We start from the raw sequence: 26,908 nt of genomic DNA on the forward strand, positions 1-26,908 counted from the left end.
CTCAAGACTCCAGCTTCCGCGCCGGCAACGGCAGGTCGGCGGCCGGCATCGATTGCCGACGCATGGTTTCGAAACGGTGCAGGAAGCAATTCGCGCCGACTTCGCATGCGGGCGCATCGGCCATCGCCCGCTCGGTGACGCGCGCAGGAGGGCCTTGACGAGAGCGCCCGCTGGCGCCAGCTCGCGGGTGGTGGGGCGCCACGAGGCCGGTGGGCGGAGCAACCGACCACCAGGCCGTCATTGCGAGCGCCGCGCCCTTGCGCCCGTGCTCGCGCCGCGGCCAGCGGACACCCGCGAGCAACTCGCCCATGCGGGTGAAATCCTCAGCCGGCGCCGCTCCCCACGTCTGCAGGCCCAACGTCTCCTGAAAGCAGCGCATCGGCGCGGAAATCCTCTTCGTTCTCAACGACGGCAATGCGCCAGATGCGCGGATTATGTTTGCTTTGCTGCGCGACGCATTTTCCAATGCGTAAAGCGCTCGCCATCGCCGGGCACGTGACCGACCTTCCCAGGAGCTTCTGACGTGCGTCGCCGCCGCCTGGGCTGCAGTGAGCGGCCACGCGACTCCGGCATCATTTTTGCAGCCCCTCCCGGGGCTGAAGCCCGGGTCGGAAGGATGTTCCGCCCGGGGGGCAGGCCTTCGACGACGTCAAGGCCTTCTCGCCAGGCCGGCGTCAGGACGCAGACGCGGAGGCCGGCGTTGCAGCCGGCGGCGTGGCACGCTGGCGCATCTGCTGCTTGAACGCCTCGCAGGGGTCGCCACGACCGGTGGGGGCGGCGGTCTGCCAGACGTAGGTGTAGGGCTGCCCCGCGGACTGGGCGCCGCCGTCCGTGAAGCCCAGGCTGACCACGCGCGCGGCCGGCTGCTGCTGGTGCGCCAGCTGCGCCACGCCGTAGTCGTCGCGCACGTGGCCGTTGCCGGCCAGCAGCACGGCTGGCCTGCCGTAGCTGCCGGCGGCCTGCTGCAGCGTGCTCCACATGGCCGCGTCGCGCACGCGCTGGGCCCAGCGCATGGCCACCAGGCGCTCGCCGGCCAGCATGCCGCAATGGCCCTTGACGAGGTCGGCGTCCAGCGCGGCGCGGCCCGCGTCGCCCAGCGGTGCCGCACGCAGCAGCGGCGCCAGGTCGACCGGCAGCGCGGCCTCGCCCTCGCGCGCAACCTGGCGGGCCTGGTCGCGCGGCGCGTTGCCGCCCAGCAGCACATGCCCCGGCGCGGCGGCCGGCGCGAACAGCGCCTCGTGCAACGGCCAGCGCCAGCCCTTGGCGTCGAAACCGGCGGCCTCCAGGCGGGGCAGCAACTCGGCGCCGGGCTGCACCGCCAGGCCACGCGTCATGTGCTCGGCGACGACGGGCACACCCGCGCCCAGCGAGCGCAGCAGCTCGCCGCGGCGCTGGTGGTGCACGGCGTTGTCGTGCTGCTCGCCCAGCAGCACGTAGTCGCTGGCGCGCAGCCGCGCCAGCAGTTCGGCACGCCCCAGTTCCCGGCCGGTGGCGACCTCGACGATGCGTTCGCCCTCCGGCACGTCGGCAGGCGGGGTGGCGGTCTGAGCGCAGCCGGCCAGGACGGCCGCCGCCAGCGCGGACAGGGTGATGCGGGTCATTGCGCAGCCTCCGGCACGTAGATGATGGAGCCGTCCTTCATGCGGTAGGCAACACCGGCCTTCTCGCCGTCGCCGCTGCCCACCGCGCCGCTGGACTTGTAGCGTTCGATCTTCTCGCCCTTCTTGACGACGATCTCCATGCTGGGCTTGCCGGCATCGGTGATGACGGTCACGTCCTGCTTGCTGAACGGGTTCAGCATCGGGTTCTGCGCCACCGTGATCAGCAGCGCGGCGATGACGACGAGGAAGATGTCGATGAGGTTGACGACCGACAGGATGGGGTCGTCGCTCTCGGACTCATGCAGCAGCTTCAGCGCCATGGCTCAGGCCTCCTTGGCCGCGCGCTGCTGCGCGATCTGCAGGATTTCCTCGGCCAGCCAACGGCGGCGCACGTTGACGACCCAGAAGGTGATGGACGCGGCGATCAGTGCCAGGATGACGGCCGAGAACGCGACCGTGAGGTTCTGGGACACGGCGGCCAGGTTGCCGTCGGACAGCGAGCGCAGCGCCGGGCCCATCGGGATCATCGTGGCCACCAGCCCGAGCATGGGCGTCACTCGGCTGGCCAGGCGCTCGCCTTCCATCAGCTTGTGGGCGCGCAGGTCCAGCTCGTCTTCCGTCAGGCCGCCCGGGCCGGCGGCGCGGTGCGCCGCCAGCAGCGGCCGGCCACTGCTGCCGTCGCGCCGGCGCCAGGCCTGCATGAGGAAGGCGCCCAGCACCCAGAAGGCGTACAGGAACAGGATGGCGATGAGGGCCAGCGTGGGCAGCAGGAAGAGCTGCGCCACCGTGTACATGCTGTTTTCGATCAGGGAGGACATGGTTTTCGTCTTGTGGATGTGATGTTTGAATCAGGTCGGCATGGCGTCGCGGCGCCAGGCGCGCCAGCCACCGCCGGCCATGGCCAGCAGCAGCGCGCCCAGCACGGCCAGCGTGGAGGCCAGCACGGTGGGTGGCAGCGGCGGCGCCTGCACCTTTTCGAGCTTCATGCCCTGCACGGGCGGCGGCGGGGGCGGAGGTGCCGGCGTCGGCTGGGCCTGCGCGGCAGCGGCGGCCGCCGCGGGCACCGGCGGGGCCACGTTGAGCCCGTAGCCGGCACCGACGAACTGGTTGAAGGCCTGGTTGTCGGTCTTCACGTCGTAGCGGCGCGCCAGCTCGCGCCAGCGTTGCTTCAGCTCGGCGACGCTCTTGGCGTCGGCCTTCCACTGGCCCTGGCGCGCGGCCTCCAGCATGCGTTCGATGCTCTGCGCCAGCGCGTGCGGGTTCTGGCCCTCGAACCAACGCTTCAGCCCCAGGTTGTGCTTGTCGCGCACGTAGACGTCCATGAACTCCTGCCACTGGTCGTCGCGCACGATCTCGCGGGCGACCGACTGCCAGCCGGCGAAATTGTTGATCCCGTCCAGCACCTGCAGCGTGCCCGAGTAGCCCTCCTTCATGAGCCCGGCGACGTAGCCGGGGTGGAAGTTGCGCGTCGCCAGTTCCTTGGCCAGGAAGCTCGCCGCGCCCTCGACCTTGCTGCCGCCGGGGTTGCGCAGGTTGGACACGTACAGCTCCGGCGCCTTGCCGTCCAGGTGGCGCACGGCCAGGCCGATGCCGCCCAGGTACTGGAAGGGGTCGTCCGTCGTCAGCATGCCGTAGAGGTTGGAGCTGCGCGCCAGCACGGCGCCCTCGGTGCCACGCAGGTGCTCGGCATACAGGTTGAGCTGGCCAGCCTTGCCACCGCCGGCCACGCCGCGCGCACCCCACTCGGCCTCGTCGGGGCCATAGGCGAACTGCATGCGCGACAGGTACAGCTCGGCGAGCTTGCGGTCGCCCTCGGCCTGCGTCTTCCAGGTGTCGGTCGCCAGCGCGGCGTCGTCCAGGCCGGTGCCGTAGCGGCCCGACTCGGACGAGAAGATGCGCGTCTGCCCGGCGCGCTCGGCGGCGGCGGTGTCCACGCCGCGGGCGCGCAGCTGCTGCGCGATGCGCTGCGCGTTGGCGGCCACCGGGTTGTCGCTCTCGCCCTTGGCCTCGGCGGCCAGCCGGACGGCCTTGGCGAGCTGGCGCATCACGTTGGGGAAATGGTCGCGGTACAGGCCGGTGGCCGACAGCACGATGTCCACGCGCGGGCGGCCCAGCTGGGCGCGCGGGATCAGCTTCACGTCGCTGACGCGGCCGCCGCTGTCCCACACCGGTTCCACGCCCATCGCCCACAGCGCCTGCGCCTCGAGCAGGCCGAAGTGGCGCATGGTCTCCACCGACCACAGCGTGAACGTCAGCTTCTGCGGGAACTTGCCGTTCTTGTCGCGGTGCACCTGGATGAGCTGGTCCATTGCCTCCTTGCCGGCCTCCCAGGCGGCCTTGGTAGGCACGCGCGAGGGATCGAAGCCATAGAGGTTGCGGCCGGTGGGCAGCGTGTCGGGGTTCTTGATGGGGTCGCCGCCGTAGCTGGTGGGGATGTAGCGCCCGGCCAGCGCGTTCAGCAGGCCCTGCGTCTCGCTCTGCCCGCCCAGGCTGTCGTACCACTGGCGCGCCAGCGCGACCTTGGCGCGCGCTGCCTCGGGCATCTTGGCGACAGCGGCGTCCTGGCTCTTGTCGCCCTGCAGCAGCGCCTGCAGCTTGCGGAACGGGCTGGATTCGGCGAGCCGGGTCCAGTCTCCCACCAGCATCTCGTCGGCCTCCTCGCCGGGGCCGGCCATGCCCTCCCAGAACTCCTTGCCCAACATCATCAGCACGGTCGCCACGCGCAGCCGCTCCTCCGGCCCCTGGCCGAAGGTGTGCAGGCCCTGCGGCTGCACGCTGCGGGCGATCTCGTGGAGGTGGTCATGCGCCGCGGTCACGAAGGCGGGGAACTCGGTCGCGATGCGCGCGTCGCTCCAGCCCATGTCGGCGGCGATGCGCTCCTTCTTCACCCTGGCGAGGAAGTCGGCCTTGATCTTCTCCTTGACGCCGCCCTCCTCTTGCGCGAGCCAGTGATGCAGCAGGTCGTGGATCTCGGTCAGCGCCGCATGCAGGCCGGCCGGCGCGAACGGCGGCGTCTGGTGGCTGATGATGGTCGCGCGGCCGCGGCGGCGCGCCTGCGTGGCCTCGCCGACGTTGTCGACGATGTAGGGGTAGACCACCGGCACGTCGCCGACGGCCAGCATGGGGTAGTCATGGCTGGCGGACAGGCCCCGTTCCTTGCCGGGCAGCCACTCCTGGCTGCCGTGCGTGCCGTAGTGCACCAGCGCGTCGGCGGCGAAGGTCTGGCGCGCCCACAGATAGGTGGCCAGGTAGTAGTGCGACGGCGCCGCGCTGCTGGAGTGGTACAGCGCCCTCTCCTTGTCGCCGCCGCGCTCGCCGCGGCCGGGCTGCGGCAGCAGCGTGACGTTGCCCAGCTGCAGCCGCGGGATCACGAAGAAGCGCTCGCCGCCCTGGTTCAGCACCATGGACGACTTCTCCGGCTCGCCCCAGGCTTCGCGCAGCTGCTGCTGCACGGTGGCGGGCAGGCCGGCAAGCCAGCGTTTGTAGTCCGCCAGCGGCAGGCGGCCGGCCAGTCCTTCGCGCACCAGGTCGCGCAGCACGTCCTGGTTCTGCGGCGGCTCGTAGGCGGGCTTGAGCAGGCGCTGCAGCAGCAGCGTCAGCGGCTTCTCATCCTGCACCTCGGTGCGGTAGCCGGCGGCCTGCAGCGCGGCCAGCGTGCTGACGAAGCTGCGCGGCAGGTTCATGAAGGACGCGCTGAGGTTCTTCTCGCCGGCGGGGTAGTTCCAGAAGAACACCGCGACGCGGCGCTCGGCGGCGGCCTTGCGCTGCAGCCGGGCCAGGTTCAGCGCCTTGCCCGCGACGGCGGCGCTCTGCGCGGCGATGGGCCCGACCTGCTCGTCGCCCTTGCGCGTGGCCGCGGCGATCTGGATGTCGGTGATACCCGCGTACTCGGCCTGCGCCAGGTAGAAGGGTACGTCCATCAGCTGCACGCCCTGCGGGTCTGCCGCCCAGTCGGCAGCGTCACCGCGGCGATAGGCCATGGCCTGGATAACCGGGATTCCCAGGGCCTCGAACTCCTGGCGGCGCGCCTCCGGAGCCAGCGTGATCTGCGTGTTGATCAGAACATCGGCCACCGGCCGCCCGTCCAGCATGACCATGCGCCGAATCGAGTCGGCATCCAGCACCGGGCTGTAGAAGGGCCACGCGACCGCGCCCCCCTTCTCCACGCGGTCGATCAGGTCGTCCAGGAAGGCAGTCTGCTCGGCCGAAATGCTCTGCTGATGGAACGCGATCGCGATGACAGGCGGGCGTTTCGCGGGGTCCGCCTCCAGAGCCCGGGCCTTGAGGAAGGCGGCCGGCGTAGGCAACACCACTTCCGGGAGTTGCGGGTGATAGAGCGCTGCCGGCGGGAAGCGTAGCGGCTCAGGCAGCTTCGCCCAGTCCCGATTGCCCGCGAGGTGACTCTGCAGCGCCTGCAGGAAGGACTGGGTGTTGGTCCGGCCACCATTCACATAGTAGGCATGCAGCCGCTGCACGAAGGCATCGTTCAGGTGACCGCTCTTGGCGCTGGCGGTCTGCAACCAGACATGGGGCTTGGCCGCCAGCGCAGGCAGCGCTGCCCCAAGGCGCTGGCGCACATAGTCCTCGATGTGCTGGCGCGGCGCATCGATGAGCACCAAATCAGCTCCGGCCCACAGCCCCGGATCTACATCGCTGGACAGCTTCTCTGCGAAGCGCGCTTCGATCTGCAGACCCAGTGGCTCCGCCGCACGGGCCATGGTGACGAACTTGCCAGGCGCCACCGGGCTGGCGGCGATGAACAGCACCGTGGGCCTTTTGCCATCGGCAAGGGCTGTGCTGCCGCACAGCAGTGCGAGGCAGGCGAGGAAAAAGTTGATCAGAATTCGCATCGATCGCTGGCGCCGCTGTGGACGCGCGGCTGGCTGGCTACTGGACGAGGAATACCGCCGCGGCAGGCCACGGCGGCGTCGGAACACTCAGAACTGGTAGCGCACGCTGGCGCTGACGTTGCGACCCGGCTGCGTGTAGGCATCCAGGCCCACGGCGGTCGGTGCGACGCCGCGGGTGTCCGACCACAGCCAGTACTTCACGTCGCCGATGTTGCTGATGCCCGCATTCAGGCTCCACTGTTTGCCGATCTCGACCCAGGCCGACAGGTCACCCACCAAGAAGCCCTTGGGCGTGTAGTTGGAAGCCGGTGCGGGATTGCGACGTTGGCTCTTCATTCCCGTCAGCGTCAGCTCGACACCCCAGGCGCCTTGCTGCTCGTAGCGCACGCCCAGAACCCCCTTGTCTGGATCGATGGTGTCCAGCGGCGTCTTGACGCCGTCGGCACTTTCACTGTCTCCCTTGGTGTGGGCAAAGCTCGCACTGAGCGTCCAGTTCGGCAGGAAGGCCCACGCGCCGCTGAGTTCGTAGCCGCTGATGCTGGCCTTGTTCAGGTTGACCGACTGGTACGTGATCGTGTTGGACGGCATGCCCGGCTCCAGCGGCACGGTGGTCGTCGCGGTCACGTTGGTATTGGACGCAATGAAGTCCTTGTAGCGCCCCTTGAACAACGCGACGCTGTAGCGAAGCGTGTCGCTGCGGCCGCGCAGGCCCAGCTCGAAGGAATCGCTCGTCTCAGGCTTGAGATTGGCGTTGCCGATGGAGCGGTACGGCGTGGATGCCGTAAGGTTGGTCACGCCGCCATTGACCTGCGAGGGCGTCGGCGCACGGAAACCGTGCGAGTACTGCCCGAAGACGCGCAGCAGCGGCGTGTACGTCCACACGACGCCCAGCTTGGGCGACAGCGCCTGATCACTCAGCGTCGCGGGGTCGACCTTGTTGTTGATGGTGTAAAGCGGGTCGCCACGACGCGGATCCAGCTTGAAGCTGTCCAGCCGCAGGCCCGGCGTCACGCTGAAGCTACCCAGCGTGACCTCGTCCTGGATGAAGGCGCCGAGCAGTCGGTAGTCGGTGTCGGGGAAGCTCTTGTTGACGACGAAGGCGCTGGAACCGGTGGTGATCAGGGCACCGTTGAGGTAGTTGGCACCATCCTTCAGCGACGTGACCCGCGCTTCGGAAGCGTCCACGCCGTAGACGATCCGCTGGTTGGACAGATAGGTCTCCATCTGCACCGAGCCGCCCACCAGGCGCTCGGCATAGTAGGCATCGCGCGAGCGGGTATTCCAGGCGGTCGTGTTGGTACGGGCCTCGTAGCCGTACTGCCGGTTCTTGGCGTCTTGCCAATAGACGTTGGCCAGCACGCGCTGGAACAACGGATTGCGCGAGTCGACGAACTCATAGTCCACCTTGGCCATCGAGCGCGTGATGTGTTCGGACGCGTCCACGCGCGTCGTCGTCAGGTAGGACGGGTCGTTGAACAGCGTATAGACATCGGTGACGACGTCGCGCTCGATGTGTTCCAGCGAAAGCTTGAATTGCTGGCGGTTGTCGAGCTTGTAGATCAGCTTGCCCAGCACGTAGTCCGACGAGATGTCCTGCGGGTTGCCAACCGTGCGGGTGCGGTCCTTGGATTCGTTGTCACCACGGGTGTCGGCCTCATGGCCCCTTCGCATGCTGGCCAGCAGCAGCCCTTCGAACTGCTCACCGCGGAAGGCGTAGCTCGGCACGACGGTCGTCGAGTTGTCGACAGAGGAGTAGCCCAGTTTCAGCGCCGCCTGCGAGGTCTTGCCCTTGGGCACCAGATCCACCGGGTCTTTGGTTGCAAAGCTCACGGCGCCTGCCAACCCGTCGCTGCCGTAGGACGTGGACGCCGCACCGCGCAGGATTTCCACGCGCTTGAACGCCTCGACATCGATGTAGTCGGCTCGCCCAGTCACGACGGGACCGCTGGCATAGATGGCCGGCAGGCGCACACCGTCGGTCTGCAGCAACACCTGGTTGCCTTCCAAGCCGCGGATGTTGATGCCTTCGTTGCCACCACGACCGTTGGCATAGAACGCCGCCGAGCTGCGGTTGGGCTGCGATCGGACGGAGACGCCCACTTCGTGGCGCAGCATGTCCTTCACGTCGCCGGCCTGCTTGCGTTCGATGTCGGTCGCGGTCAGCGACGTGACCGTTGCGGCGACCTCGTCCTCAGAGGTCTCGATGCGCGTGGCCGATACGACCACCTTGGGCAGCACAGGGAGCGTGCCGAGTGCCTGGGACTGAGCCGAGGATGCAGCCGGCGCGGTCTGCGCGCCGGCCGAGGGGGCCAGCGCTGCGATGGCAAGGGCCAGCGGATGGAGAGCCGTCAAGCGGACGGGGCTGGCGGCGGAGAAGAGGCGGGCCATGAGGGGTTCCTGTGGGTAGCCGGTGCGCGAGCTCCTTCGCTGCCACGGGCGGGCCTGGCCGGCGGCCATCGACAGGACAAGGCACATGACGGACAGCTGTTGCCGCCCCCTCTTCCCAACGACGGCCGCGCGGCGAAACCGGCTCGAGGCAGCGGCAGCGCTGCGATACATGAGCGGACTTCGTGTTGTTCTGTGCAGGACCGGCATGGCCGGCCCGTGCGCGGGCTTGCTGTCACGTAGCGTGGGCCTCCCGCGGCGCGACCCCTAAAGTGTAAATGCAAATCGTTCGCATTCGTAGTCAAATTTTTACTTGACCGTCGAGCGGAGCCTGCGCCGACTGCTGGCGTCTATTGCCGTACCTGGAGAGTCGTCGTCGGGCAAGGCTCTGCCCGCGACCGTCGCTGACTCAGCGAGTCGATCGCCAAAGGTCAAGTGGTACCGATTCATGCCGCCAGACCGTCGCCGGCGCGGTTGCTGAACAAGGGCGTCACGGCGACGCCCACCGCACCGGTCATTGGCCGATGCAAGGCGTCGACAAGCTGGCGGCCGTGCCGCTGCGCCAGAACGGCATGCTCACAGCCACCCTGCGCAGTACCAACAAACGCTTCAGTCGCCCAGCTTCTCGAGCGTGACCTCGAAGCGGGCACCGCCCGCCGCTAGGTTCTGAGCGCGCAGCGTGCCGCCGTGCTGCTCCACGATGCCATAGCTGATCGACAGCCCGAGGCCTGTTCCCTTTCCGACTGCCTTGGTCGTGAAGAAGGGTTCGAAGATGCGGGACAGGTCATCCTGCGAGATTCCAGGGCCGTTGTCCTCGATACGCAGGTGGACCTGCGCGCCTTGCTCCTCGATCTCGATGCGCAGCTCGGGAGTCCGCGTCGACTGCTCGGCCATGGCGTCGAGCGCGTTCTGGAGCAGGTTCATGACAACCTGCTGCAACTGGCCCGCATTCCCCTTCACCAGGCGTGGTGAGCCGGGCTGCCAATACAGCTTCAGGTCGCGCGGTGTGCCCTTGCTCACCCACAACACAGCGCGATCGACGACCTGGTTGAGGTCGATCTCTTGCCGGGTCTCCGGGTCCACCGCCGAAAACCGCTTCAATCCGTTGACGATGTCGGCCGTGCGCTGCGCGCCTTCGAGAGTACCCTCCAGCAGCGACGGCAGATCGTCCAGGATGTGCGCCACCCGCAGCTTGGCACGCATGGCCTGTAGTTCGGCCGGCGTACGGCCATCGTGCACTGCGCCCAGGTAGTCGCGCAACCGCTCGCTGTAGCGGACCAGCGCATGCACATTACCTAGAACGAAGCTGATCGGGTTGTTCAGCTCGTGCGCCACGCCGGCCACCAGTCGTCCCAGCGAGGCCATCTTCTCGGAATGAAGCAGTTGCTGCTGGGTTCGCTTGAGCGCCTCGTGCGCCGTACGCAACTCCTGATAGGCGCGACGGATCTCGGCCGTCGGGCGTGCCACCAGCACGGTACCCACGCGCCGCTGCGATGCCGCGAAGCGCGGCGTGCAGTTGGCATCCACGGGCACGCTGTCGCCACCGGCGCCACGCAGGTTCAGCTCGACGGATTCGCCGCGTCTCGTGGGACTGCGATTGGCCATCACGGCACGCGCCGCGGCCACGCTGGCCTCGTCTGCAAGCAGGTCGTAGAGAGAGGTACCGCGCAGCTGCTGATCACTGCGGCCCACGAGATCGCACAGCGCGGTGTTGGTCTCCTCGATCAGGCCCTGCGCATCGCAGACCACCAGCACGTCCGACATCGCCGACAGCACGCTGAAGATGAACTGCTGCGACTGCTCCAGCTCGGCGTTCTTCTTCTCCAGCTCGATCTCGTCATGCACCAGCTGCGAGTAGACCTCGTCCATCTTCTGGATCACGTCCACCCAGGCCGCGTCGTCCAGGCCCTGCGGCGGTACGGGCGGGCCGGTATCTATGGGGGGACGCTGGGGCATGGTGGTCAATGCACCGTGCAGACCATGCACGGGTCGAAGGAGCGCACGATGTGCTGCACGGCCACGGGAGTGTCTTCGCCCTCGCGGACCGGTGCGCCGACCAGTGCTTGCTCCAGCGCGCCGGGCGTGCCTGCGGCGTCACGAGGCGAGAAATTCCAACTCGTTGGCGCCACGATCTGGTAATTGGCGATGCGGCCGTCGCGCACTTCGACCCAGTGCCCCAGGCTGCCCCGAGCGGCCTCGCTCAGGCCCATGCCTTCGCCGCCGTCGGGCAGCCGCACTTCGTGGCAATAGGGCTGCTGCGGCTGCAACGCCTGCAGCCAGCCCTCAATGCGCGGCACAACGCGCGCCAGCTCGAGCACGCGGGCCAGCACGCGCGTGAACACGGTGCCGCCATGGCGGCGCGCGGCGTCCAGCACCAGCGGGTGGCCGGCCGCCAACTGCCGGGCGATGGCGCCAGTCTCGACGACCTGCCCGGCCAGCCGCGGCGCCTTGTTCCAGGTGTAGGCGCCGGGCTTGTCGGCGTCGGGCTCGGTCAGGCCCTCGGCCGGATGCCGCGGGCCGCCAGCGTCGGACAGCCAGGCATGCGTGGCGTCCTCGCGGATGGCGGCCGTGTCTACCGGCTGCAGTTGCTGCAGCGCGGCGTCCCACACGCCGGCGGCAAAGGCATGGCCGCCGCCGGGCTGCGGGTAGGCGCCATAGCTCAGGTAGCGGCCCGGACCGGGGCCCAGCGCGGCCAGCGCGGGGTCCAGCATGGCGCTCAGGAACAGCCGGAAGTCGCCGCGGGTGGGCTGCTGCGCATGCCAGGCCCACAGCGCGGCCTCGTCGGCCAAGGCCTCGAAGGCCTCCAGCGCGGTACCGCCGAACAACTCACGCTCCAGGAAGCCGCGGAACTCGCGCACGCGCGCCAGCAGCCGCGTGCGCTCGGCCGGCTCCACGGCACGCGACGAGCCGCCCGGCTCCAGGCTCTGCGTGTGCGGCCACTTGCCGGCCAGCGTGCCCAGCAGCTCGAACCAGCGCGCCCGCGCGGCGATGGCCTTGCGCACCTGCTCGCCGCGGTCGGGCAGGAAGCGCGCCACCGCGTCCTCGTGCCAGGGCCGGCCAACGTAGGCGGCGCGCGCGAAGTCCGGCATGAAGAACAGGTAGAAGTGGGTCAGGTGGTCGGCCAGGTTCTCGATGGCCAGGATGGTGTTGGTGACGTGGCGGCCGTTGGGCGGCATGGCCACGCCGGCCAGGTCGGCCAGCGCATGCGCCGCCGCGACCGACTGCGACACGGAGCAGATGCCGCAGATGCGCGGCACGAACACCAGCGCGTCGTGCGGCGCCTTGCCCTGCAGGATCTGCTCGAAGCCGCGGTACATGGGCGAGTTCACATGCGCCGCGCGCACCTGGCCGTCGGCGATGTCGAGGGTGACCTCCAGGTCGCCCTCGACGCGGTTGAACGGTCCGACGATCAGCCGTGCCATGCCGTCACTTCAGTCGCGTCCGCCGGATGGCCGGCGTGACGACGCGGTGGTCCGCCGTCGCATTGACCTTCACCCGCTTTGGCGTTGCCGACTTGGACAGCGAGGCCAGCGCGACGAACCAGGCCTTGGGCATGTCCGTGGGCAGGCCGATGGGGATGCCCGCGATCTTGGGCGTCTCGTGGAACGGGTGGCCCGGCTCCTGGAAGCCCGGCTCCGTGCAGGCGATGCAGGCATAGCCACCGCGTGTGCAGGAGCCCTCGCCATTCCACAGCCGGGTGTTGCAGTCGGCATGCACCTGCGTGCCCTTGCAACCCATGTGCTCCATCATGCAGCCCAGGTCCGAGGGCTTCTCGGCACTGGCCTTGAACTCATAGAACTCGTTGCGCGTGCAGCCGTGGTGCACCAGTTGGTCGGCATACAGTCGCGGCCGGCCCAGCGCGTCCAGCGACTCGGCGCCCAGTTCGCCCGCGGCCAGCGCCATCAGCGTGTCGACGACCCAGCCCGGGTGCGTGGGGCAGCCCGCCACGTTGACGACCGGCAGCCCCTGCCGGGACCGGAACGCGGCGCCCAGCAGGCCGCCGATGCGCTCGTCCTCGTACTGCAGGCCGCAGGCGTCCGTCGGGTTGGCACCACCGGCCGTGACGCCGCCCCAGGCCGCGCAACTGCCAATGGCCGCCACGACGCCTGCGTGCGCGGCCAGGCGCTGCACCCAGTGGATCATCGGCAGGCCGGTGCCGGCCAGCACATGGAAGCGGCCGGTGCCATTGGGGCCACGCAGCAGCGAGCCTTCCACGCACAGCGCGTCCAGCCGCACGCGGCCTTCCAGCACGTCGTTCAGCAGCGCGATGACATCGCCGCCGCTCTCCAGCGACAGCGACGGATGCCACAGCAGGTGGATGCCCGCGTCGCGCAGCTGGCCATGGAAATCGGTCGTGTCGGCGCACAGCAGCGACATGCTGCAGCCGCCGCAGCCGCCGGACTGCAGCCACAACACGTTGAAGGATTCGCGTTCGGTCGCCATGTCAGTCGTCCATTGCGCATGCGCCATACCCCCGACGCACGACGTCGGGATTCTGCGGGCCGAACGCCGGGCCGCTCCCAAGCCGGCTCGCGCGGGCGATGTGCTCGCGGCTCGATGCCGCGAGCATCGCCGTCCCCTCGGGGGACCGACCGGGTGGGCCTGCGTTCAGCAGGGCAAGACTGGGCGAGAGGCTCACCGTCAGTCCTCCAGCCCGAAGCGCTTCATCTTGCCGCGCAGGCCCACGCGCGACAGGCCCAGCTCCAGCGCCGCTCGGGTCTTGTTCCAGCGCTGGCGCAGCAGCGTCTCGCGCAGCAGCATGGCTTCCACGGCGTCCAGCCGCTCGACCAGCGTGCCGCTGGACGGCAGCGCCAGCGCCTGCGCCTGCACGCTGAGCCCGGCCTGGCCCTGCAGCACGCGCGACGAGAACGCGGCGGCGGCGATCTCGCTGCTGTCGCTCAGCGCCACGGCCCGCGAGATCTCGTTGCGCAACTCGCGGATGTTGCCGGGCCAGGGGTAGGCCAGCAGCGCGGCCAGCGCGTCATCGCCCAGCGTCGCCTGCGCATGACCCAACGCCGGTGCCACGTCGGCCAGCACGCGCCGGGCGATGGGCGCGATGTCGCCCCCGCGCTCGCGCAGCGGCGGCAAGGTCAGCGTGACGCAGGCGATGCGGTAGTACAGGTCCTCGCGGAACAGGCCGTCGCGCACGCGCTGCTCCAGGTCGCGGTGGGTCGCGGCGATGACGCGCACGTCCACCGGCACCACGCGCGTGGCGCCCACGGGCCGCACCTCGCCCTCCTGCAGCACGCGCAGCAGGCGCAGCTGGAAGGCCGGCGAGGTCTCGCCGATCTCGTCCAGGAAGACGGTGCCGCCGTCGGCCCGCTGGAACAGCCCCACATGGTCCTCGAAGGCACCGGTGAAGGCGCCCCGCTTGTGGCCGAACAGCTCGGACTCCAGCAGCGTGTCCGTCAGCGCGGCGCAGTTCTCCACGACGAAGGCGCCGGCCGCGCGCGGGCTGGCGTAGTGCATCGCGCGCGCCAGCAACTCCTTGCCGGTGCCGGACTCGCCCTGCACCAACACGCTCAGGTCCACGCGCGCCATGCGCTCCGCCAGCGCGCAGACGGCGTCCATGGGGCTGCCGGGCAGGCGCTCGATGCGGTCGAAATCGAAGGTGGCGCGGGCACGCTCCAGCTTGCGCTCGGCGCGCTGGCGTAGCACCGGCGTGCTGGTGCGCAACTCCAGGTCCAGCCGGTGCATGTCGCGCTGCAGCGTGCGCGCCTCGGCGGCGTTGCGCACCGTGCCCAGAAGATGCTCGGGGATCCAGGGCTTGAGGATGTACTGGTAGATGCCGGCGTCGTTAATGCCGGCGATGATGTCCTCGGAGTCGGTGTAGCCCGAGATGACGATGCGCACCGTGTCCGGCCAGCGCTCGCGCACCTCCTTCAGGAAGGCCACGCCGGTGACGCCGGGCATGCGCTGGTCGCACAGGATGACGCTGACGTCCTGACGCTCCATGTGCACACGCGCCTCGTCGGCGCCGCTGGCGGTGAGCACGGTGAAGTCCTCGTCCAGCGTGCGGCGCATCGCATCCTGCGAGCGTACCTCGTCGTCGACCACCAGCACGCGCGGCAGCTCCATCGTAGCGCTCATGTCAGTCCTTGCCGCCGCGGTGCACGGCCAGGTGTCGTGGCGTCCAGGCCTGCGGCAGCTTGTGGACGAAGTGATAGCGGGCCACGTGGTAGCTGGGATCGAAGCCGTAGAAATTGCGGTGCATGCGGGAGAGTTCGTCCTGGCGGTACGCGGCGAGCGGGCGGCGCGCCTCGTCGGCACTCCGCGCGGCCCGCTTTTCGGCGACGCGCCGCGCCAGATTGTGCGACACCGCCAGGGCCAGCGCGTCGGCCACGGCCCGATCCTCGAAGGCCGCCGGGTCCACGTCGACGCAGCGGTCGATCAGCCCCAAGCGGGCGGCCTCCGCCGCGCCCAGCGGCAGCCGCCGCTGCATCAGCGCCTGTGCGCCGCCAAGCCCCAGCCGGCGCGGCAGCAGATAGGTCCAGTACTCCGAGCCGTAGAGGTTGCCCATGTTCTTGTAATGCGGGTTCAGCACCACGCCGCGGTGCGCCCAGACCTCGTCGGCGGCCAGAGCGAGAAAGGCGCCGCCGGCGCCGGCATTGCCGCGCAGCGCCGCCACCGCCAGTCGGTCGGTCGTCGTGATCAGTTCCAGCGCCACGTCGTCCATCGCGTTGATGTTGCGCCAGGACTCGTCGGCGGCGCTGTCGTCCGGCCGGTGCGCGGCCGCCTCGATGCAGTTGAGGTGGATGCCGTTGCTGAAGAAGTCCGACCCGCCCAGCAGCAGCAGCACCTGGGTATCGCGTGCCTTCACCTCGCGCAGCGCCGCCAGCAGCCGCTGGCACTGCGCGGTGGACATCGCACCGTTGTGGAAGTCGAAGGACAGGCAACCCACCCGCGCGCCTACCGGTCCCAGCTCGCGGTAGCGCAGCTCGCCCCATTCATCGTCGGGGCGCTCCAGCGGCGCGGGCAGCTCGGGCAGCCGCTGCGCCTGCGCAGCGAAGGCCAGCGCAGCGGGCAGCTTGAACGGCGCGCCATCGCCGCAGGCCTGGGCAGCACGGGCCTGGCCTAGCCACACCGCGCCGTCGACCGTGCGGCGCAGCAGCGCGCCATCGCGCCGGGCCAGCAGTTCACCCGGCGCGGCCGGTGGCAGCGTGGCCAGCACCGCCGCGCTCGCCGCGTGGCCATCGCAGAGGTGGCAGGGCTGGCCGAACAACGCGTCGGCCACGCCGGGCTGGCCATCGGCGCTGCGCAGCTTGGCGAGCACGCGGGCGGTGCCATCCCGCGGCCAGTCGATGCGCCGCTCGGACTGCGGCATCGCCGGCCGCCAGGTGCCCGCCGCCGGCGCTGCCGCGGGTGCCACGGCAGCGCCGGCGGCGAAGCGCGCCACTGCGCGCAGCACCGCATGCACCGCGGCTTCGGCCACCTCGCGGCGGTACAGACTGCTCTTGGCGGCCTCGCGCATCGCCACGCGGGCATGGTCCCAGACCGGGCCGGCATCGAACTCCGCATTGGCCTGCAACACCGTGACGCCCCAGTCCTCTCGGCCCGCCAGCACGGCCCAGTCCAGCGCCGCAGGGCCGCGGTCACCCGGCGGGCCGGGGTGGACGACGAGGCACGGCAGCCGCGCCCACACGGACTCGGGAATGCGCCGCTTCAGGAAGGGCGCGATGAGCAGCTGCGGCCCGAACAGCTCGACCGCCTCCTCGGTGACACGGTCGGCGATGTCAAACTCGACGGACAGCTCATGCCCCAGCGCGCCCAGCTCGACGAACAGCCGCTGCGTCAGGCTGTTGAAGCCGTGGCACAGCAGCAGGATACGCAGGGCCATGTCAGCAGATGCGCGGCAGCTGCTCGCCGCTGAGCCAGTCGACGACGCGGCGGCCACCGAAGCGCGTCGCCATCTGCACGAAGTGGTGCGGGTCCTCGGTGACGCTGCCGATGCGCACGGCGCCCACACCGCGCGGATGGGCGCGCATGGCCGCCAGCACCGCCTCGGCCGCCTCGGGTGCGCAGGCGGCAACCAGCTTGCCCTCGTTGGCGACGTAGAGCGGGTCCAGCCCCAGCAGCTCACAGGCCGCGTCCACCTGCGGTAGCACGGGGATGGCCGCCTCGTCCAGCAGCATGCCGACGCGGGACTGGCGCGCGATCTCGTTCAGCGTCGTCGCCAGGCCGCCGCGCGTCGGATCACGCAGCACGCGCACGCCGCCCGGTGCCGCGTCCAGCATGGCCGCCACCAGTGTGTGCAGGGCTGCCGAGTCGGAGGCGATGGTGGTCTCGAACTCCAGCGACTCGCGCTTCGACAGCACGGCCACGCCATGGTCGCCTATCGTGCCGGACAGCAGCAGCACGTCGCCGGGGCGGGCATTGGCACCGCCCACGTCGATGCCCGGCGGCACCACGCCCAGGCCCGTGGTGCTGATGAAGACGCCGTCGCCCTTGCCCTTCTCCACCACCTTGGTGTCTCCGGTGACCACCGGCACACCAGCCTCGCGCGAGGCCGCCGCCATCGAATCGACGATGCGCTTCAGGTCGGCCAGCGGGAAGCCCTCCTCCAGGATGAAGCTCGCCGTCAGGTACAGCGGGCGGGCGCCGCACATCGCCACGTCGTTGATGGTGCCGTGCACGCTCAGCGCACCGAGGTCGCCGCCCGGGAAGAACAGCGGCGACACCACGTGGGCATCGGTCGCCATCACGAGCCGGTGGCCGGCCGGGATCTCCAGCTCGGCGCCATCGTTGCCCTGGCGCAGCCAGTCGTTGTCGAAGGCCGCCATGAACAGTTCCTCGATCAGCTGCGCCGCCGCGCGGCCGCCCGCGCCGTGGCCCATGTCGACGCGGCCGTGCTTGATGTCCAGGGGCCGGGTGTAGTCCTTGCGGGTTGTCATGCGACCGCCTCCACGCGGACAGGAATGTCTCGGAACCGTCCATAGGAATAGTGTGCCGCGCAGGCGCCTTCCGACGACACCATGCAGGAGCCGACCGGGTTCTCCGGCGTACACACCGTGCCGAAGATCTTGCAGTCGGTCGGCTTCTTCACGCCGCGCAGGATGGCACCGCATTCGCAAGCCTTGTTGTCGGCCACCGACCGGTAGCCCAGCTCGAAGCGGCGCTCGGCGTCGAAGGCCGCGAAGGCGGACCGGATCTTCAGCGCGCTGTACGGCACCTCGCCCAGGCCGCGCCACTCGAAGCTGGGGCGCAGCTCAAACACCTCGGACACCAGCGCCTGCGCGGTGGCGTTGCCCTCGGGCGTGACGGCGCGGGTGAACTCGTTCTCGACCTCGGCACGCCCGTCGTTGACCTGGCGCACCAGCATCAGCACCGCCTGCATCACGTCCAGCGGCTCGAAGCCTGCGATCACTACCGGCTTGCGGTACTCCTGCGCGAAGTGGTCGTAGGGCGCCGAGCCGATCACGATGCTCACGTGCGCCGGGCCGATGAAGCCGTCGATGGGCACGGTGCCGTACTGGCGCACCTCGGGGCTTTCGAGGATGTGGGTGATGGCCGACGGCGTCAGCACGTGGCAGCACAGCACGCTGAAGTTGGCCAGTCCCTCGCGCTGGGCAGTGCGTATCGCCAGCGCCGTGGGCGGCGTGGTGGTCTCGAAGCCGATGGCGAAAAACACCACCTCGCGCTGCGGGTTCTGGCGCGCGATCTGCAGCGCATCGGCCGCCGAATACACCATGCGGATGTCGCCGCCACGCGCCTTGGCCTTCACCAGCGACAAGCCGTCGGACGCCGGCACGCGCATGGTGTCGCCATACGTGCAGACGATGGCGCCGCGCTCCAGCGAGAGCCGGATGGCGAGGTCGATGCGGCCGATGGGCAGCACACAGACGGGGCAGCCCGGACCGTGCACCATGCGCACGTTGGCCGGCAGCAGCTCGGCCACGCCGTAGCGCGAGATCGCGTGCGTGTGGCCGCCGCAGAACTCCATGAAGCTGTACTGCCGGTCCGGCAGGGCCTCGGCCTGCAGCCGGTCGGCGATCTTGCGGGCGATGTCGCCATCGCGGAACTCGTCGATGTATTTCATGTCATTGGCCCTGGCTGGCGGAGAGCTCGCCGAACATGCGCAGCGTGCGCTCGGCCTCCTCGGGGTCGATCTGGCCGATGGCGTGGCCCACGTGCACGATCACGTAATCGCCGACCTCGGCGTCAGGCACCAGCGCGATGGAGATTTCCTTGCGGATGCCGCCCAGCTCGACGAGCGCCTGCGCGCCGGGGCGGATCTCGATGAGGCGGGTGGGGATGGCTAGGCACATCGGGAGCTTTCGAGGGAGGACGCCGGCCGCGGCGCGGCCAGCTGGTGCGCGGCCACCCAGGCCTGGCCCAGCGCCAGGCCGGCATCGCCGCAGTTCGTGGAGCGCGGCGTCAGCACGCGCAGGCCCTGCGACACGAGCCGGCTGACGAGGTGGGACGTGAGCACCGCATTGAAGAAGCAGCCACCGCCCAGGCAGACGGTGCGACAGCCGGCCTCGCGCGCGGCGGCCGCGGCCCAGTCGGCCAGCGAGCGGGCCAGCGACACGTGGAACCAGGCCGCCGCCTCGGCCACGCCGGCGGGCGGCGTGTCGAGCAGGCGGACCAGCAGCGGGCGCAGGTCCAGGCACTGCAACGCCGTCGGCTCGACCAGGCTGTCGCAGGGCTCCACGGGCCGCTGCGCCCAGTGCTGCGCAGCCAGCGTCTGCAGCGCGACGGCGGCCTCGGCCTCGTGGGCCTGGCGCACGCTGAGGCCCAATGCGCCGGCCGCGGCGTCGAACCAGCGGCCGGCGCTGCTGGTAACCGGGCAGTTCAGCTGCGCCGCCAGCATGCGCTGCACGCCGCGGGCGGCCGCCGCGCCGACGACGGGCGCGAAGCGGGCCTCGATGCCGTCGCCCTGCCCCAGCGCCTGCATGGCGGCGGCGGCCATGCGCCAGGGCTCGCGCGCGGCCACGTCGCCGCCGGGCAGCCGCAGCGGCCACAAGCCGCCGAGGCGCCGCCAGTCGGTGGGCGACACCCACAGCAGCTCGCCGCCCCAGGCCGTACCGTCCGTGCCCAGGCCCACGCCATCCAGCGCCAGGCCGATGACCGGCTCGACGACGTCGTGGTCCGCCATGACGACGCCGATGTGGGCATGGTGGTGCTGCACGGCGACGGCCGGCACGCCCCACTCGGCGGCCAAGGCCTGCGCCAGGCGGGTGCTGAAGAAGTCGGGGTGCAGGTCATGCGCCACGGCCGCGATGGGCCGGGGCGACTGCGCGGCCAGCCGGCGCACGGAGGCGTCCAGCGCGCGGCAGGCCTCGGGGTCGCCCAGGTCGCCGTGCACCGGCGACCAATGCGCACGGCCGTCGGCCAGCAGGCAGGCCGCGTTCTTCAGCCAGGCACCGCAGGCCAGCACCGGCGGCAGTTCGGTGGTCATGGCGCTCAGCCCTTGAGGCCGGCGCGTGCCTCGGCCAGTTCGGCCTCCAGCGCGGCCACGCGGGCACGCAGCGCGGCCTGGCCGTCGTCCGGTGCGGCGCGCTGCAGCAGCCAGGACAGCCAGGCGTCCATGCCTTCGCCGGTGGTGGCCGAGAGCTGGATGACCTCCAGCGCCGGGTTCACCTGGCGGGCCGCGGCGATGCAGCGGTCCACGTCGAAGCGCAGATGCGGCAGCAGGTCGATCTTGTTGAGCAGCATCAGCTCGGAGGCCGCGAACATGTCGGGGTACTTCAGCGGCTTGTCCTCGCCCTCGGTCACCGACAGCACGACGACCTTGGCGGCCTCGCCCAGGTCCCACAGCGCCGGGCAGACGAGGTTGCCGACGTTCTCGATGAAGAGCAGGCTGCCGGCCGCCTCGCCGTGCCCGTGATGGTGGTGATCGTGCTCGTGATGATGGTGGTGCAACTGCGCGAAGGCTTCTGCCACCATGGGCGCGTCGAGGTGGCAGCCCTTGCCGGTGTTCACCTGGATGGCCGGCGCACCGGTGGCGCGGATGCGGTCGGCGTCGAAGCTGGTCTGCTGGTCGCCCTCGATGACGGCGGTGTCGACGTGGGGCGCACGGGCCTTCAGCGCCTCGATGGTGGCGCACAGCAGCGTCGTCTTGCCGGAGCCGGGGCTGGACAGCAGGTTGAGCGCCGTCACGCCATGAGCCTCGAAGTGGCGGCGGTTGCCCTGCGCGATGCGGCGGTTCTCGCCCAGGATGTCGGCCTCCAGCTTGACGGTGCGCGCCTGGCTCATGCCGGGCACGGACACGCGCGCCGCGCCCGCACCGAAGTGCAGGTCGCCATGCCTGGGGTCCACGTGGACATGGCCATGGTCATGCCCGTGATCGTGCCCATGAGCATGGGCATGGCCCTCGACCTTCACCGCGCCATCGCCGCTGTCGGCGCATCCGCAAACGACACACATGTCTGTCTCCTCATTCGTCTTCAACCAGCAGGTCCACCACGCGCAGCTCGGTCCCACCGGTGGGCTGCAACTGGTGGCTTGCACATTCGGGGCAAGGGTCGCCGCGGCGGGCCAGCGGCACGGTCGCGGCGCAGGGCAGGCACCAGGCCTGGCCCTCGGGTTCGTCGATGGCGATGTCGGCACCTTGCAGCACCGTGCCCGGCGCGATGGCCTCCAGCGCGAAGCGCAGCGCGCGCACCTCCACGCCGGCCAGCCGGCCGGCCTCCAGCCGCAGGCCCGTCACGCGCCGGAAACCCTCGCGCCGCGCGGCATCCTCGACCAGCTTGAGGATGCCGCCAGCCAGGCTGGCCTCATGCATGAACGTTCTCCTGCTCCAGGGCTTGCAGCTCCACTTCGAAGCGCACGCAGGGATCGTAAGCGGCCATCAGGGCCGCGATGCGGTGCTGCGCCTCCAAGTCCCGGGTCGGCGCCAGGCCTTCGAGCGCACGCGCGACGGCGCCCTCGGCATGGAAGTTCCATTCGGTGGGCGCCAGCACGCGGTAGCCGGCCACGACCCCGTCCAGGCACGCGTAGTGCACCAACAGGCCGCGCGCCATCTCCACCCAGGCCAGGCCCTCCCCCGCGGCGATGGGCTGCGCGCCGAAGCTCAGCCAGCCGCCGCCGTGGCCCGGCGCGTCGGGCAGCGTCAGCCGCACCAGCTCCGCCAGGCGTGCGCCCAGGCGCTGCCAGGGCGTCGCCGGTAGCGCCCTGGCGGCGTCGTTCAGGCGCGTCCAGCTGCCGGTCTCGGCACAATCGTCCTGCCAGCGCGGCCGGCGCGTGAAGCCGGCATCCTCGGACAGGCTGCGCGCCAGCTGGCGCAGCGACACCGCGCCGGCATGCGCATGCAGCGGCTCGGCCGCAGCGACGGGCCAGTCGGCCGCCGGGCGGGCCTCGCGCACCAGGCGCTGCAGCCAGCCGCTGCCAGCTGCGCTCCATTCCGCCCACCAGCCGGGCTCGCGGTTCCAGCGTTCCAGCCAGTCCTGCGCCGGCATGGCCAGCAGCTGCCGCTCCAGCCAGCGCCGCGTGTCCGGCAGCGGGGCGTCCGCGCCGCGCAGCGCGGGGCAGGCGCGCAGCGACTTCAGCGCCGACGCGGCGATGGCATCGCGCGACGCGGGCAGGGCCAGCGCAGCGGGCCAGTCCAACCCGATGCGGCGCACGTGCTCGCACAACGTCTCGCACTGAAGCGAGCGCTCGGCGCCGGGCATGCCCGGGGAGGTCTTGCCCGCGGCTGCGTCCAGCGCCATCCGCGCGCACAGCCGGTGCGCATGGCCGCACAGGCTGAACAGGCTGCCCAGCATGCCGGGCACGTCGCCGGCAGGCTTGCCGCGCACCAGCGCCTCCGCCAGGTCGGGGCGGCGGTTCTCCACGCTGCGCGGGCGGGCCTGGCCCGGCCGCAGCCGCAGCACGCCGGTCAATGCGTCGATCATGTGCGTCCCTCCACGGCGGAGCGGCCGAACAGGAAGCCGCGGCGCGCATTCGACACCGGCGCCGCCACGGGTCGCAGCTCGGCCAGCACGGCCGCGGCGGTGGCACGGGCCTGGGTCTGGCTGGCGTACTCGAACATCGGCGAGGCCAGCGAGCAGGCTTCGTAGGCGCCGAAGCCGGGCTCGTGCGCGGTGATGAACTCGAAACCGAGGCCCCCCACCTCGCGCGCACGCATCTGCCCCACGCCGCCCTCGACGGCCTGCAGCGGCAGCCACACCAGGTTCATGAACCAGGGCGTCAGCAGCACGCCCACGGCGGCTGGCGCGCCGCCCGGCTCGACAGCCACCGGTTCGAAGCCCACGGCCTCCACCCGCAGCGCGGGGTTCAGCACCGGCACACCCGCCATGCGGGTGCCCTCGATGTGGCGGAACAGCGCCTCCAGCGCCTGCACGCGCGCGGCCAGCCCGTTCATGGGTGCACCCTTCGGCCTGCAGCCTGTCCCGCCAAGCGGCAGCAAGCTTGCTTGGGACGGCCCGGCGCGGCGCTCATGACGCCAGCACCATGAACTGGTCCGCGTCGCCGTCGCATTGCGGGCAGTGCCACCAGGCCGGCAGGCTGGTGAAGGCGGTGCCGGGCGGCACCTGCCAGACCTCGTCGCCCAGCGCCGGGTCGTAGACCCACCAGCAGATCTTGCATTCCAGCCGCGCGTCGGCCGGCAGCCGCGCAACGTCACCCAGATAGCTGCCCTCGAAGCTCATCCCTGCTCCACCCACGCCAGCACTTCCTGCAGGCGCTCGTGAGAGTCCTGCAAGTCCTCAATGGCGGCCTGGGCCACCTCGGGGAGCTCGCTGACCTCAACAGCATTGAGGATCACCAGGTCCTGCGAGTTGTAATAGACGACGCGCCAGGTGTTCGGCCTGCAGGTGTTGGTGATGCGGCAGTTGCCGTAGCCGCGTGACAGGATCAGCACGCGGCCGGTGCCGAGGTGGTGGTCCAGGAAGCCGATGTCTTCCATGGACACGGGCAGCAGCGTGAGGTTGACCACATGCGCCGGCTGGCCGTGGCGCCAGATGCGCCAGTGGTCCTCGATCTCCGCCAGCAGCGCGGGCGCGTTCTGCACGTTGGGCGGCAGCCCGCCCTGCCAGCGTGGCACCTCGGCCACGACGTCCTCGCGGGCCGCCTGCTTGAGCACCTCCGGGATGTGGCCCAGCTCGATGATGTCGGACACCACACGGCCGTTGGCCGTCGTCACGACGCGCCAGACGCCGGCGAACACGGCCTCCTGCACCCGCACCTCACGCTGCTCGTCGCCAGACGGCTGCACGACGGCGCTGACCTCGCCCTCGCCCAGCACTTGGTTGACCAGCGTCAGGTCTGCCTCGGCCAGTCCGGTCAGGTCCACCACGCGGTTGCCGCCGCCCTGGCAGACCACACCGAGCTGGGCCAGCGTGTCGCGCAACGCCTCGTGGGCCTGGTGGCGGGCGGCCATCTGCTCGGGCTCGGGCAGCAGCGGCGCGCGGAAGGTCTCCATGCCCTGGGGCATGGGCATGTATTCCAGTGTCTCGTCCTCGGCCTGGCTGCCGGGGCCGATGCTGCGCACGGGGATGGGGAAGTCTTTCATGTCGTGTCCGTTCCGGATCAGTGGCAGCCGCCGTCGGCAGGCGTGGCGCTGACGAGCGGGATACCGATGGTGGGCGGGCGCGAGACGGGCGCGGCGAGCGCGGCCTCGGTCTTGCGCAGGAAGTCGTCCCAGTCGTGCATGCCCGGCAGCGTGGTGACGTACTCGCCATCGCGCAGGAACAGCAGCGTGGGCCAGCGCTGCGAGCCGAAGCGGCGGGCCAGCGCTTCCTCCTGGTGGCGCTGCACGATGCCCACCGCGAAACGGCCGGGCAGGCTGCGCTGCAGCTCGGGCAGCACGACGGCCACGTCCTGGCCTTCGGGAAAGCGCACCGCGTCGCCGGCGAACAGCACCACACGGTCGCCGCCCTGCGCGGCCCAGGCGTCGATGGTGTCGGCATCCACCCAGGTGGCGCCGCAGACGTCGACGAGGCGCGCGACGAGCGGCGAGGTGTCGGGCAGGGTCTTGGGCGCCTGCACGGGCAGGCTGACCCGGGCTTCGGTGGAGGATTCAGCGGTCATGGGGTGGGCTCCGGTGTGTCTTGTCGGGTGGGGTTGCCGGCCAGTGCCAGCAGTTCGTCGCGGCTCAGCCGCGAGGGCAGCGCAAAGCCGGCATCCGCACCGCCGCCCTCGCCGGCCTGCACGGCAGCCAGCAGGTCCAGCGTGGCGTCCACCTCGCGCGCCCGCTCCGCGCTGATGTGCTCGTGCGCGCTGTCGATGAAGACCAGCAGCCAGTCGCCCGGCGCGGGGTCGCCGACCAGCGCCGTGCGCACGCGGCGGCGCTCGCCGCGGCCTTCGCACAGCGCGTGGCCAGGCTCCAGAGCCAGGACCTGCATGGGAATGCCGATGCACATGGTCAGGCGCCTTCCGCGGTGGGCATGAAGCGCGCGTCGCCGGTGCGGCAGGCGCTGTCTTCGGGCGGCCGCTGCGATTCATAGCGGCCTAGGGCCAGCTCGGAGAAGGTCACCGTCTCGACATCGCTGAGCGGCCGCTGGCGCGGCGCGGGCTGCGCCCCCCAGCGCCGCAGCGTGTCCACGCCCAGCGCCAGCGCGTCCTCCATCGCCTGCTTCACCACCGGCCGCAGGCTGCCGCCGTAGTCGTCGATCTCCTCGGGTTGGCAGCCAATCAGCAGCACCTCGCTGGGGTACTGCTCGGTCAGCACGGCCAGCATCAGCACCTCCTGGAAGCCGGTCTGGTGCAGGCTCATCTTCTTGGCGCCCATGAAACGCGGCACGTCGTCGTTCGCGACGAGCTTGAGCTCGCCGGGCGCGAGGCCGTAGTCGATGGCGTCGAAGATCAGCAGCCGGTCGGCCTGCTGCACATGCTGCACGAGGTAGAGGCCTTGGGTGCCGCCGTCGATGAGCTGCACGTGCGGCGCGAACTCGTAGCGCTGCTGCAGCGCCTCGATGCAGCGCACGCCGAAGCCCTCGTCGGCCCACAGCACGTTGCCGATGCCGAGGACGCAGATGGTTTCGGCGCTGTCACCCTTGGGGTGACAGGCGCTGTCGGACGGAATGGGGCGCATGGGGTCCATGACGAAACGATTCAGGGTTGGAGGGAGGGGCGCGACTGCGCGCGCATCTGCTTCCAGGCGTGGAAGCTGTCCCAGGCGGACTGCATGGCCAGCAGGAAGGCGGCGTCGCTGCCGAACACGAGGGCGCAGCGCAGCGCTGTGTCGGGCGACACCCCGCGCTGGCCATGGACGATCTCGTGCAGGCGGCGGCGCGACATGCCTAGGCGCCGCGCGGCGTCGCTCTGGTTGATCGCCAGCGGCGCCAGGTAGTGCCGCTGCAGGAAACGCCCCGGGTGCGGTGGCAGGCGCACCGGAACACCCGCGGGCGGCTGCCGCAGGTAGTTCCCGGTGCGCTGCACGAGGTTCATGCCACCCTCAGTCCTTGAAGGTGCGGTGGCCGGAGATCATGGTGCTGACCACGCTGGAGCGGCCCATGATGTCCTCGCGGATGGCCGCGTAGACGTGCAGGATCACGAAGATGATCAGCGCCCACATGCCCAGGTGGTGCCAGGTGTGCACGTCCTGCGACTGGCCGAACAGCGGGATCACCCAGCCGAACAGCTTGTCCTGCCACGAGCCCATCTGCGCACCTTCCGCATACAGCGCGAAGCCGGTGACGATCATGAACACCGTCAGCACGAAGAAGCCGAAGAACATCGCGAAGCGCGCCAGCGGGTTGTGGCCCACGTAGCGCCCCGGGCGCGAGCTGAGGAAGGCATACCACTTCACCATGCCCCAGACCTCGACCCAGTAGTCGCGCCGGAACAGCGGCACCCAGAACAGCTCGCGGGCGTGGTGGTTACCCACCACGGCCCAGTACAGCCGGCCGAGGATGCCCACGGCCAGCAGGTAGCCGGCGGCGAAGTGGGCGAAGCGGATGTAGCCCATCAGGTAGTTCGCGCTGGCCTCGCCCGGCTGCGTGGGCAACGGCGAGCCGATGAAGTAGCCGGTGATGGCCAGCACGGTGATGGCCAGCGCATTGATCCAGTGCCAGATGCGCACCGGCGCTTCGTAGACGTAGACCGACTTGATGGAGCGGGCCTCGGCGACGGTGTGCTCGTCGTCGGCCGCATCGTGGCCCAGGCCGTGATGGGTCGTGGTGTTGGACATGG

26 protein-coding genes are annotated in these 26,908 nt (G+C 70.5%); all 26 read right to left on the bottom strand.

Annotation, left to right across the window (positions count from 1 at the left end; translation table 11 throughout):
- Nucleotide 1 precedes the first annotated feature (1 nt).
- The 26 genes from QM732_RS14895 to cybH all read right to left on the bottom strand — a co-directional run bounded on the left by QM732_RS14895 (nt 2) and on the right by cybH (nt 26,906).
- A complete protein-coding gene (locus QM732_RS14895) occupies nt 2-310 on the bottom strand; it encodes a hypothetical protein (RefSeq protein WP_415656901.1) in 309 nt (102 codons plus the stop codon).
- 364 nt (nt 311-674) lie between these two features.
- The gene (locus QM732_RS14900; RefSeq protein WP_415656902.1) at nt 675-1,601 is read right to left on the bottom strand and encodes a ChaN family lipoprotein; all 927 of its coding nucleotides are present in this window, start codon (nt 1,599-1,601) and stop codon (nt 675-677) included.
- Entirely contained in the window at nt 1,598-1,915 is a 318-nt protein-coding gene (locus QM732_RS14905; RefSeq protein WP_415659387.1) for a DUF2149 domain-containing protein, read from the bottom strand. The genes QM732_RS14900 and QM732_RS14905 overlap by 4 nt, the downstream gene beginning before the upstream one ends.
- Nucleotides 1,916-1,924: 9 nt before the next feature.
- Entirely contained in the window at nt 1,925-2,419 is a 495-nt protein-coding gene (locus QM732_RS14910) for a MotA/TolQ/ExbB proton channel family protein (protein WP_415656903.1), read from the bottom strand.
- A 30-nt stretch (nt 2,420-2,449) separates the two neighbouring features.
- Nucleotides 2,450-6,451 (bottom strand): cobaltochelatase subunit CobN, encoded by a 4,002-nt coding sequence (gene cobN / locus QM732_RS14915; RefSeq protein WP_415656904.1) that lies wholly within the window; start codon nt 6,449-6,451, stop codon nt 2,450-2,452.
- Nucleotides 6,452-6,538: 87 nt separating this feature from the next.
- On the bottom strand, nt 6,539-8,839 hold the full coding sequence (locus QM732_RS14920; RefSeq protein ID WP_415656905.1) for a TonB-dependent hemoglobin/transferrin/lactoferrin family receptor: 2,301 nt from the start codon (nt 8,837-8,839) through the stop codon (nt 6,539-6,541).
- A gap of 606 nt (nt 8,840-9,445) precedes the next feature.
- The gene (locus tag QM732_RS14925) at nt 9,446-10,792 is read right to left on the bottom strand and encodes a sensor histidine kinase (RefSeq protein ID WP_415656906.1); all 1,347 of its coding nucleotides are present in this window, start codon (nt 10,790-10,792) and stop codon (nt 9,446-9,448) included.
- Between the two features lie 5 nt (nt 10,793-10,797).
- Nucleotides 10,798-12,258, bottom strand: a complete 1,461-nt coding sequence (locus QM732_RS14930; protein WP_415656907.1) for a nickel-dependent hydrogenase large subunit — start codon at nt 12,256-12,258, stop codon at nt 10,798-10,800.
- Nucleotides 12,259-12,262: 4 nt separating this feature from the next.
- The gene (locus tag QM732_RS14935) at nt 12,263-13,279 is read right to left on the bottom strand and encodes a HupU protein (protein ID WP_415656908.1); all 1,017 of its coding nucleotides are present in this window, start codon (nt 13,277-13,279) and stop codon (nt 12,263-12,265) included.
- Between the two features lie 198 nt (nt 13,280-13,477).
- The gene (locus tag QM732_RS14940; protein ID WP_415656909.1) at nt 13,478-14,926 is read right to left on the bottom strand and encodes a sigma-54-dependent transcriptional regulator; all 1,449 of its coding nucleotides are present in this window, start codon (nt 14,924-14,926) and stop codon (nt 13,478-13,480) included.
- A gap of 1 nt (nt 14,927) precedes the next feature.
- Nucleotides 14,928-16,673, bottom strand: coding sequence for an enoyl-CoA hydratase-related protein (locus QM732_RS14945; RefSeq protein ID WP_415656910.1), 1,746 nt, complete (start codon nt 16,671-16,673; stop codon nt 14,928-14,930).
- A gap of 1 nt (nt 16,674) precedes the next feature.
- Complete coding sequence (gene hypE / locus QM732_RS14950) at nt 16,675-17,727, bottom strand: hydrogenase expression/formation protein HypE (RefSeq protein WP_415656911.1); 1,053 nt, start codon at nt 17,725-17,727, stop codon at nt 16,675-16,677.
- Entirely contained in the window at nt 17,724-18,872 is a 1,149-nt protein-coding gene (hypD, locus tag QM732_RS14955) for a hydrogenase formation protein HypD (RefSeq protein ID WP_415656912.1), read from the bottom strand. Before hypD ends, hypE begins: the two co-directional genes overlap by 4 nt.
- 1 nt (nt 18,873) lies before the next feature.
- Nucleotides 18,874-19,101 carry a HypC/HybG/HupF family hydrogenase formation chaperone gene (locus QM732_RS14960; RefSeq protein WP_415656913.1) on the bottom strand — a complete coding sequence of 76 codons (228 nt, stop codon included), beginning with the start codon at nt 19,099-19,101 and terminating at the stop codon, nt 18,874-18,876.
- Nucleotides 19,092-20,234, bottom strand: coding sequence for a carbamoyltransferase HypF (locus QM732_RS14965; RefSeq protein WP_415656914.1), 1,143 nt, complete (start codon nt 20,232-20,234; stop codon nt 19,092-19,094). The genes QM732_RS14960 and QM732_RS14965 overlap by 10 nt, the downstream gene beginning before the upstream one ends.
- Nucleotides 20,235-20,239: 5 nt before the next feature.
- Complete coding sequence (hypB, locus tag QM732_RS14970; protein WP_415656915.1) at nt 20,240-21,202, bottom strand: hydrogenase nickel incorporation protein HypB; 963 nt, start codon at nt 21,200-21,202, stop codon at nt 20,240-20,242.
- Nucleotides 21,203-21,212: 10 nt separating this feature from the next.
- Nucleotides 21,213-21,560, bottom strand: coding sequence for a hydrogenase maturation nickel metallochaperone HypA (locus QM732_RS14975; protein ID WP_415656916.1), 348 nt, complete (start codon nt 21,558-21,560; stop codon nt 21,213-21,215).
- Nucleotides 21,553-22,668 carry a hypothetical protein gene (locus tag QM732_RS14980; protein ID WP_415656917.1) on the bottom strand — a complete coding sequence of 372 codons (1,116 nt, stop codon included), beginning with the start codon at nt 22,666-22,668 and terminating at the stop codon, nt 21,553-21,555. Before QM732_RS14980 ends, QM732_RS14975 begins: the two co-directional genes overlap by 8 nt.
- A complete protein-coding gene (hybE, locus tag QM732_RS14985) occupies nt 22,665-23,138 on the bottom strand; it encodes a [NiFe]-hydrogenase assembly chaperone HybE (protein ID WP_415656918.1) in 474 nt (157 codons plus the stop codon). The genes QM732_RS14980 and hybE overlap by 4 nt, the downstream gene beginning before the upstream one ends.
- A gap of 73 nt (nt 23,139-23,211) precedes the next feature.
- On the bottom strand, nt 23,212-23,424 hold the full coding sequence (locus tag QM732_RS14990; protein WP_415656919.1) for a rubredoxin: 213 nt from the start codon (nt 23,422-23,424) through the stop codon (nt 23,212-23,214).
- Nucleotides 23,421-24,287, bottom strand: a complete 867-nt coding sequence (locus QM732_RS14995) for a hydrogenase expression/formation protein (RefSeq protein ID WP_415656920.1) — start codon at nt 24,285-24,287, stop codon at nt 23,421-23,423. Before QM732_RS14995 ends, QM732_RS14990 begins: the two co-directional genes overlap by 4 nt.
- A gap of 17 nt (nt 24,288-24,304) precedes the next feature.
- Nucleotides 24,305-24,805: a hydrogenase gene (locus QM732_RS15000; protein WP_415656921.1), complete on the bottom strand. Its 501-nt coding sequence runs from the start codon at nt 24,803-24,805 to the stop codon at nt 24,305-24,307.
- Nucleotides 24,802-25,137 carry a HypC/HybG/HupF family hydrogenase formation chaperone gene (gene hypC / locus QM732_RS15005; protein WP_415656922.1) on the bottom strand — a complete coding sequence of 112 codons (336 nt, stop codon included), beginning with the start codon at nt 25,135-25,137 and terminating at the stop codon, nt 24,802-24,804. Before hypC ends, QM732_RS15000 begins: the two co-directional genes overlap by 4 nt.
- Nucleotides 25,138-25,139: 2 nt before the next feature.
- Entirely contained in the window at nt 25,140-25,808 is a 669-nt protein-coding gene (locus tag QM732_RS15010) for a HyaD/HybD family hydrogenase maturation endopeptidase (protein WP_415659388.1), read from the bottom strand.
- Between the two features lie 20 nt (nt 25,809-25,828).
- Nucleotides 25,829-26,164 carry a HigA family addiction module antitoxin gene (locus QM732_RS15015; protein WP_415656923.1) on the bottom strand — a complete coding sequence of 112 codons (336 nt, stop codon included), beginning with the start codon at nt 26,162-26,164 and terminating at the stop codon, nt 25,829-25,831.
- A 7-nt stretch (nt 26,165-26,171) separates the two neighbouring features.
- Entirely contained in the window at nt 26,172-26,906 is a 735-nt protein-coding gene (cybH, locus tag QM732_RS15020; protein WP_415656924.1) for a Ni/Fe-hydrogenase, b-type cytochrome subunit, read from the bottom strand.
- Nucleotides 26,907-26,908: the final 2 nt, after the last annotated feature.

Source organism: Roseateles sp., from assembly GCF_047654805.1.
Taxonomy (GTDB): domain Bacteria; phylum Pseudomonadota; class Gammaproteobacteria; order Burkholderiales; family Burkholderiaceae_C; genus Pelomonas.

Excerpts from the sequence above, each read along its gene's own strand:
- QM732_RS14895 (WP_415656901.1), bottom strand. The coding sequence starts at position 310 with ATGGGCGAGTTGCTCGCGGGTGTCCGCTGGCCGCGGCGCGAGCACGGG.
- QM732_RS14900 (WP_415656902.1), bottom strand. The coding sequence starts at position 1,601 with ATGACCCGCATCACCCTGTCCGCGCTGGCGGCGGCCGTCCTGGCCGGC.
- QM732_RS14910 (WP_415656903.1), bottom strand. The coding sequence starts at position 2,419 with ATGTCCTCCCTGATCGAAAACAGCATGTACACGGTGGCGCAGCTCTTC.
- cobN (WP_415656904.1), bottom strand. The coding sequence starts at position 6,451 with ATGCGAATTCTGATCAACTTTTTCCTCGCCTGCCTCGCACTGCTGTGC.
- QM732_RS14920 (WP_415656905.1), bottom strand. The coding sequence starts at position 8,839 with ATGGCCCGCCTCTTCTCCGCCGCCAGCCCCGTCCGCTTGACGGCTCTC.
- QM732_RS14925 (WP_415656906.1), bottom strand. The coding sequence starts at position 10,792 with ATGCCCCAGCGTCCCCCCATAGATACCGGCCCGCCCGTACCGCCGCAG.
- QM732_RS14930 (WP_415656907.1), bottom strand. The coding sequence starts at position 12,258 with ATGGCACGGCTGATCGTCGGACCGTTCAACCGCGTCGAGGGCGACCTG.
- QM732_RS14935 (WP_415656908.1), bottom strand. The coding sequence starts at position 13,279 with ATGGCGACCGAACGCGAATCCTTCAACGTGTTGTGGCTGCAGTCCGGC.
- QM732_RS14940 (WP_415656909.1), bottom strand. The coding sequence starts at position 14,926 with ATGAGCGCTACGATGGAGCTGCCGCGCGTGCTGGTGGTCGACGACGAG.
- QM732_RS14945 (WP_415656910.1), bottom strand. The coding sequence starts at position 16,673 with ATGGCCCTGCGTATCCTGCTGCTGTGCCACGGCTTCAACAGCCTGACG.
- hypE (WP_415656911.1), bottom strand. The coding sequence starts at position 17,727 with ATGACAACCCGCAAGGACTACACCCGGCCCCTGGACATCAAGCACGGC.
- hypD (WP_415656912.1), bottom strand. The coding sequence starts at position 18,872 with ATGAAATACATCGACGAGTTCCGCGATGGCGACATCGCCCGCAAGATC.
- QM732_RS14960 (WP_415656913.1), bottom strand. The coding sequence starts at position 19,101 with ATGTGCCTAGCCATCCCCACCCGCCTCATCGAGATCCGCCCCGGCGCG.
- QM732_RS14965 (WP_415656914.1), bottom strand. The coding sequence starts at position 20,234 with ATGACCACCGAACTGCCGCCGGTGCTGGCCTGCGGTGCCTGGCTGAAG.
- hypB (WP_415656915.1), bottom strand. The coding sequence starts at position 21,202 with ATGTGTGTCGTTTGCGGATGCGCCGACAGCGGCGATGGCGCGGTGAAG.
- QM732_RS14975 (WP_415656916.1), bottom strand. The coding sequence starts at position 21,560 with ATGCATGAGGCCAGCCTGGCTGGCGGCATCCTCAAGCTGGTCGAGGAT.
- QM732_RS14980 (WP_415656917.1), bottom strand. The coding sequence starts at position 22,668 with ATGATCGACGCATTGACCGGCGTGCTGCGGCTGCGGCCGGGCCAGGCC.
- hybE (WP_415656918.1), bottom strand. The coding sequence starts at position 23,138 with ATGAACGGGCTGGCCGCGCGCGTGCAGGCGCTGGAGGCGCTGTTCCGC.
- QM732_RS14990 (WP_415656919.1), bottom strand. The coding sequence starts at position 23,424 with ATGAGCTTCGAGGGCAGCTATCTGGGTGACGTTGCGCGGCTGCCGGCC.
- QM732_RS14995 (WP_415656920.1), bottom strand. The coding sequence starts at position 24,287 with ATGAAAGACTTCCCCATCCCCGTGCGCAGCATCGGCCCCGGCAGCCAG.
- QM732_RS15000 (WP_415656921.1), bottom strand. The coding sequence starts at position 24,805 with ATGACCGCTGAATCCTCCACCGAAGCCCGGGTCAGCCTGCCCGTGCAG.
- hypC (WP_415656922.1), bottom strand. The coding sequence starts at position 25,137 with ATGTGCATCGGCATTCCCATGCAGGTCCTGGCTCTGGAGCCTGGCCAC.
- QM732_RS15010 (WP_415659388.1), bottom strand. The coding sequence starts at position 25,808 with ATGCGCCCCATTCCGTCCGACAGCGCCTGTCACCCCAAGGGTGACAGC.
- QM732_RS15015 (WP_415656923.1), bottom strand. The coding sequence starts at position 26,164 with ATGAACCTCGTGCAGCGCACCGGGAACTACCTGCGGCAGCCGCCCGCG.
- cybH (WP_415656924.1), bottom strand. The coding sequence starts at position 26,906 with ATGTCCAACACCACGACCCATCACGGCCTGGGCCACGATGCGGCCGAC.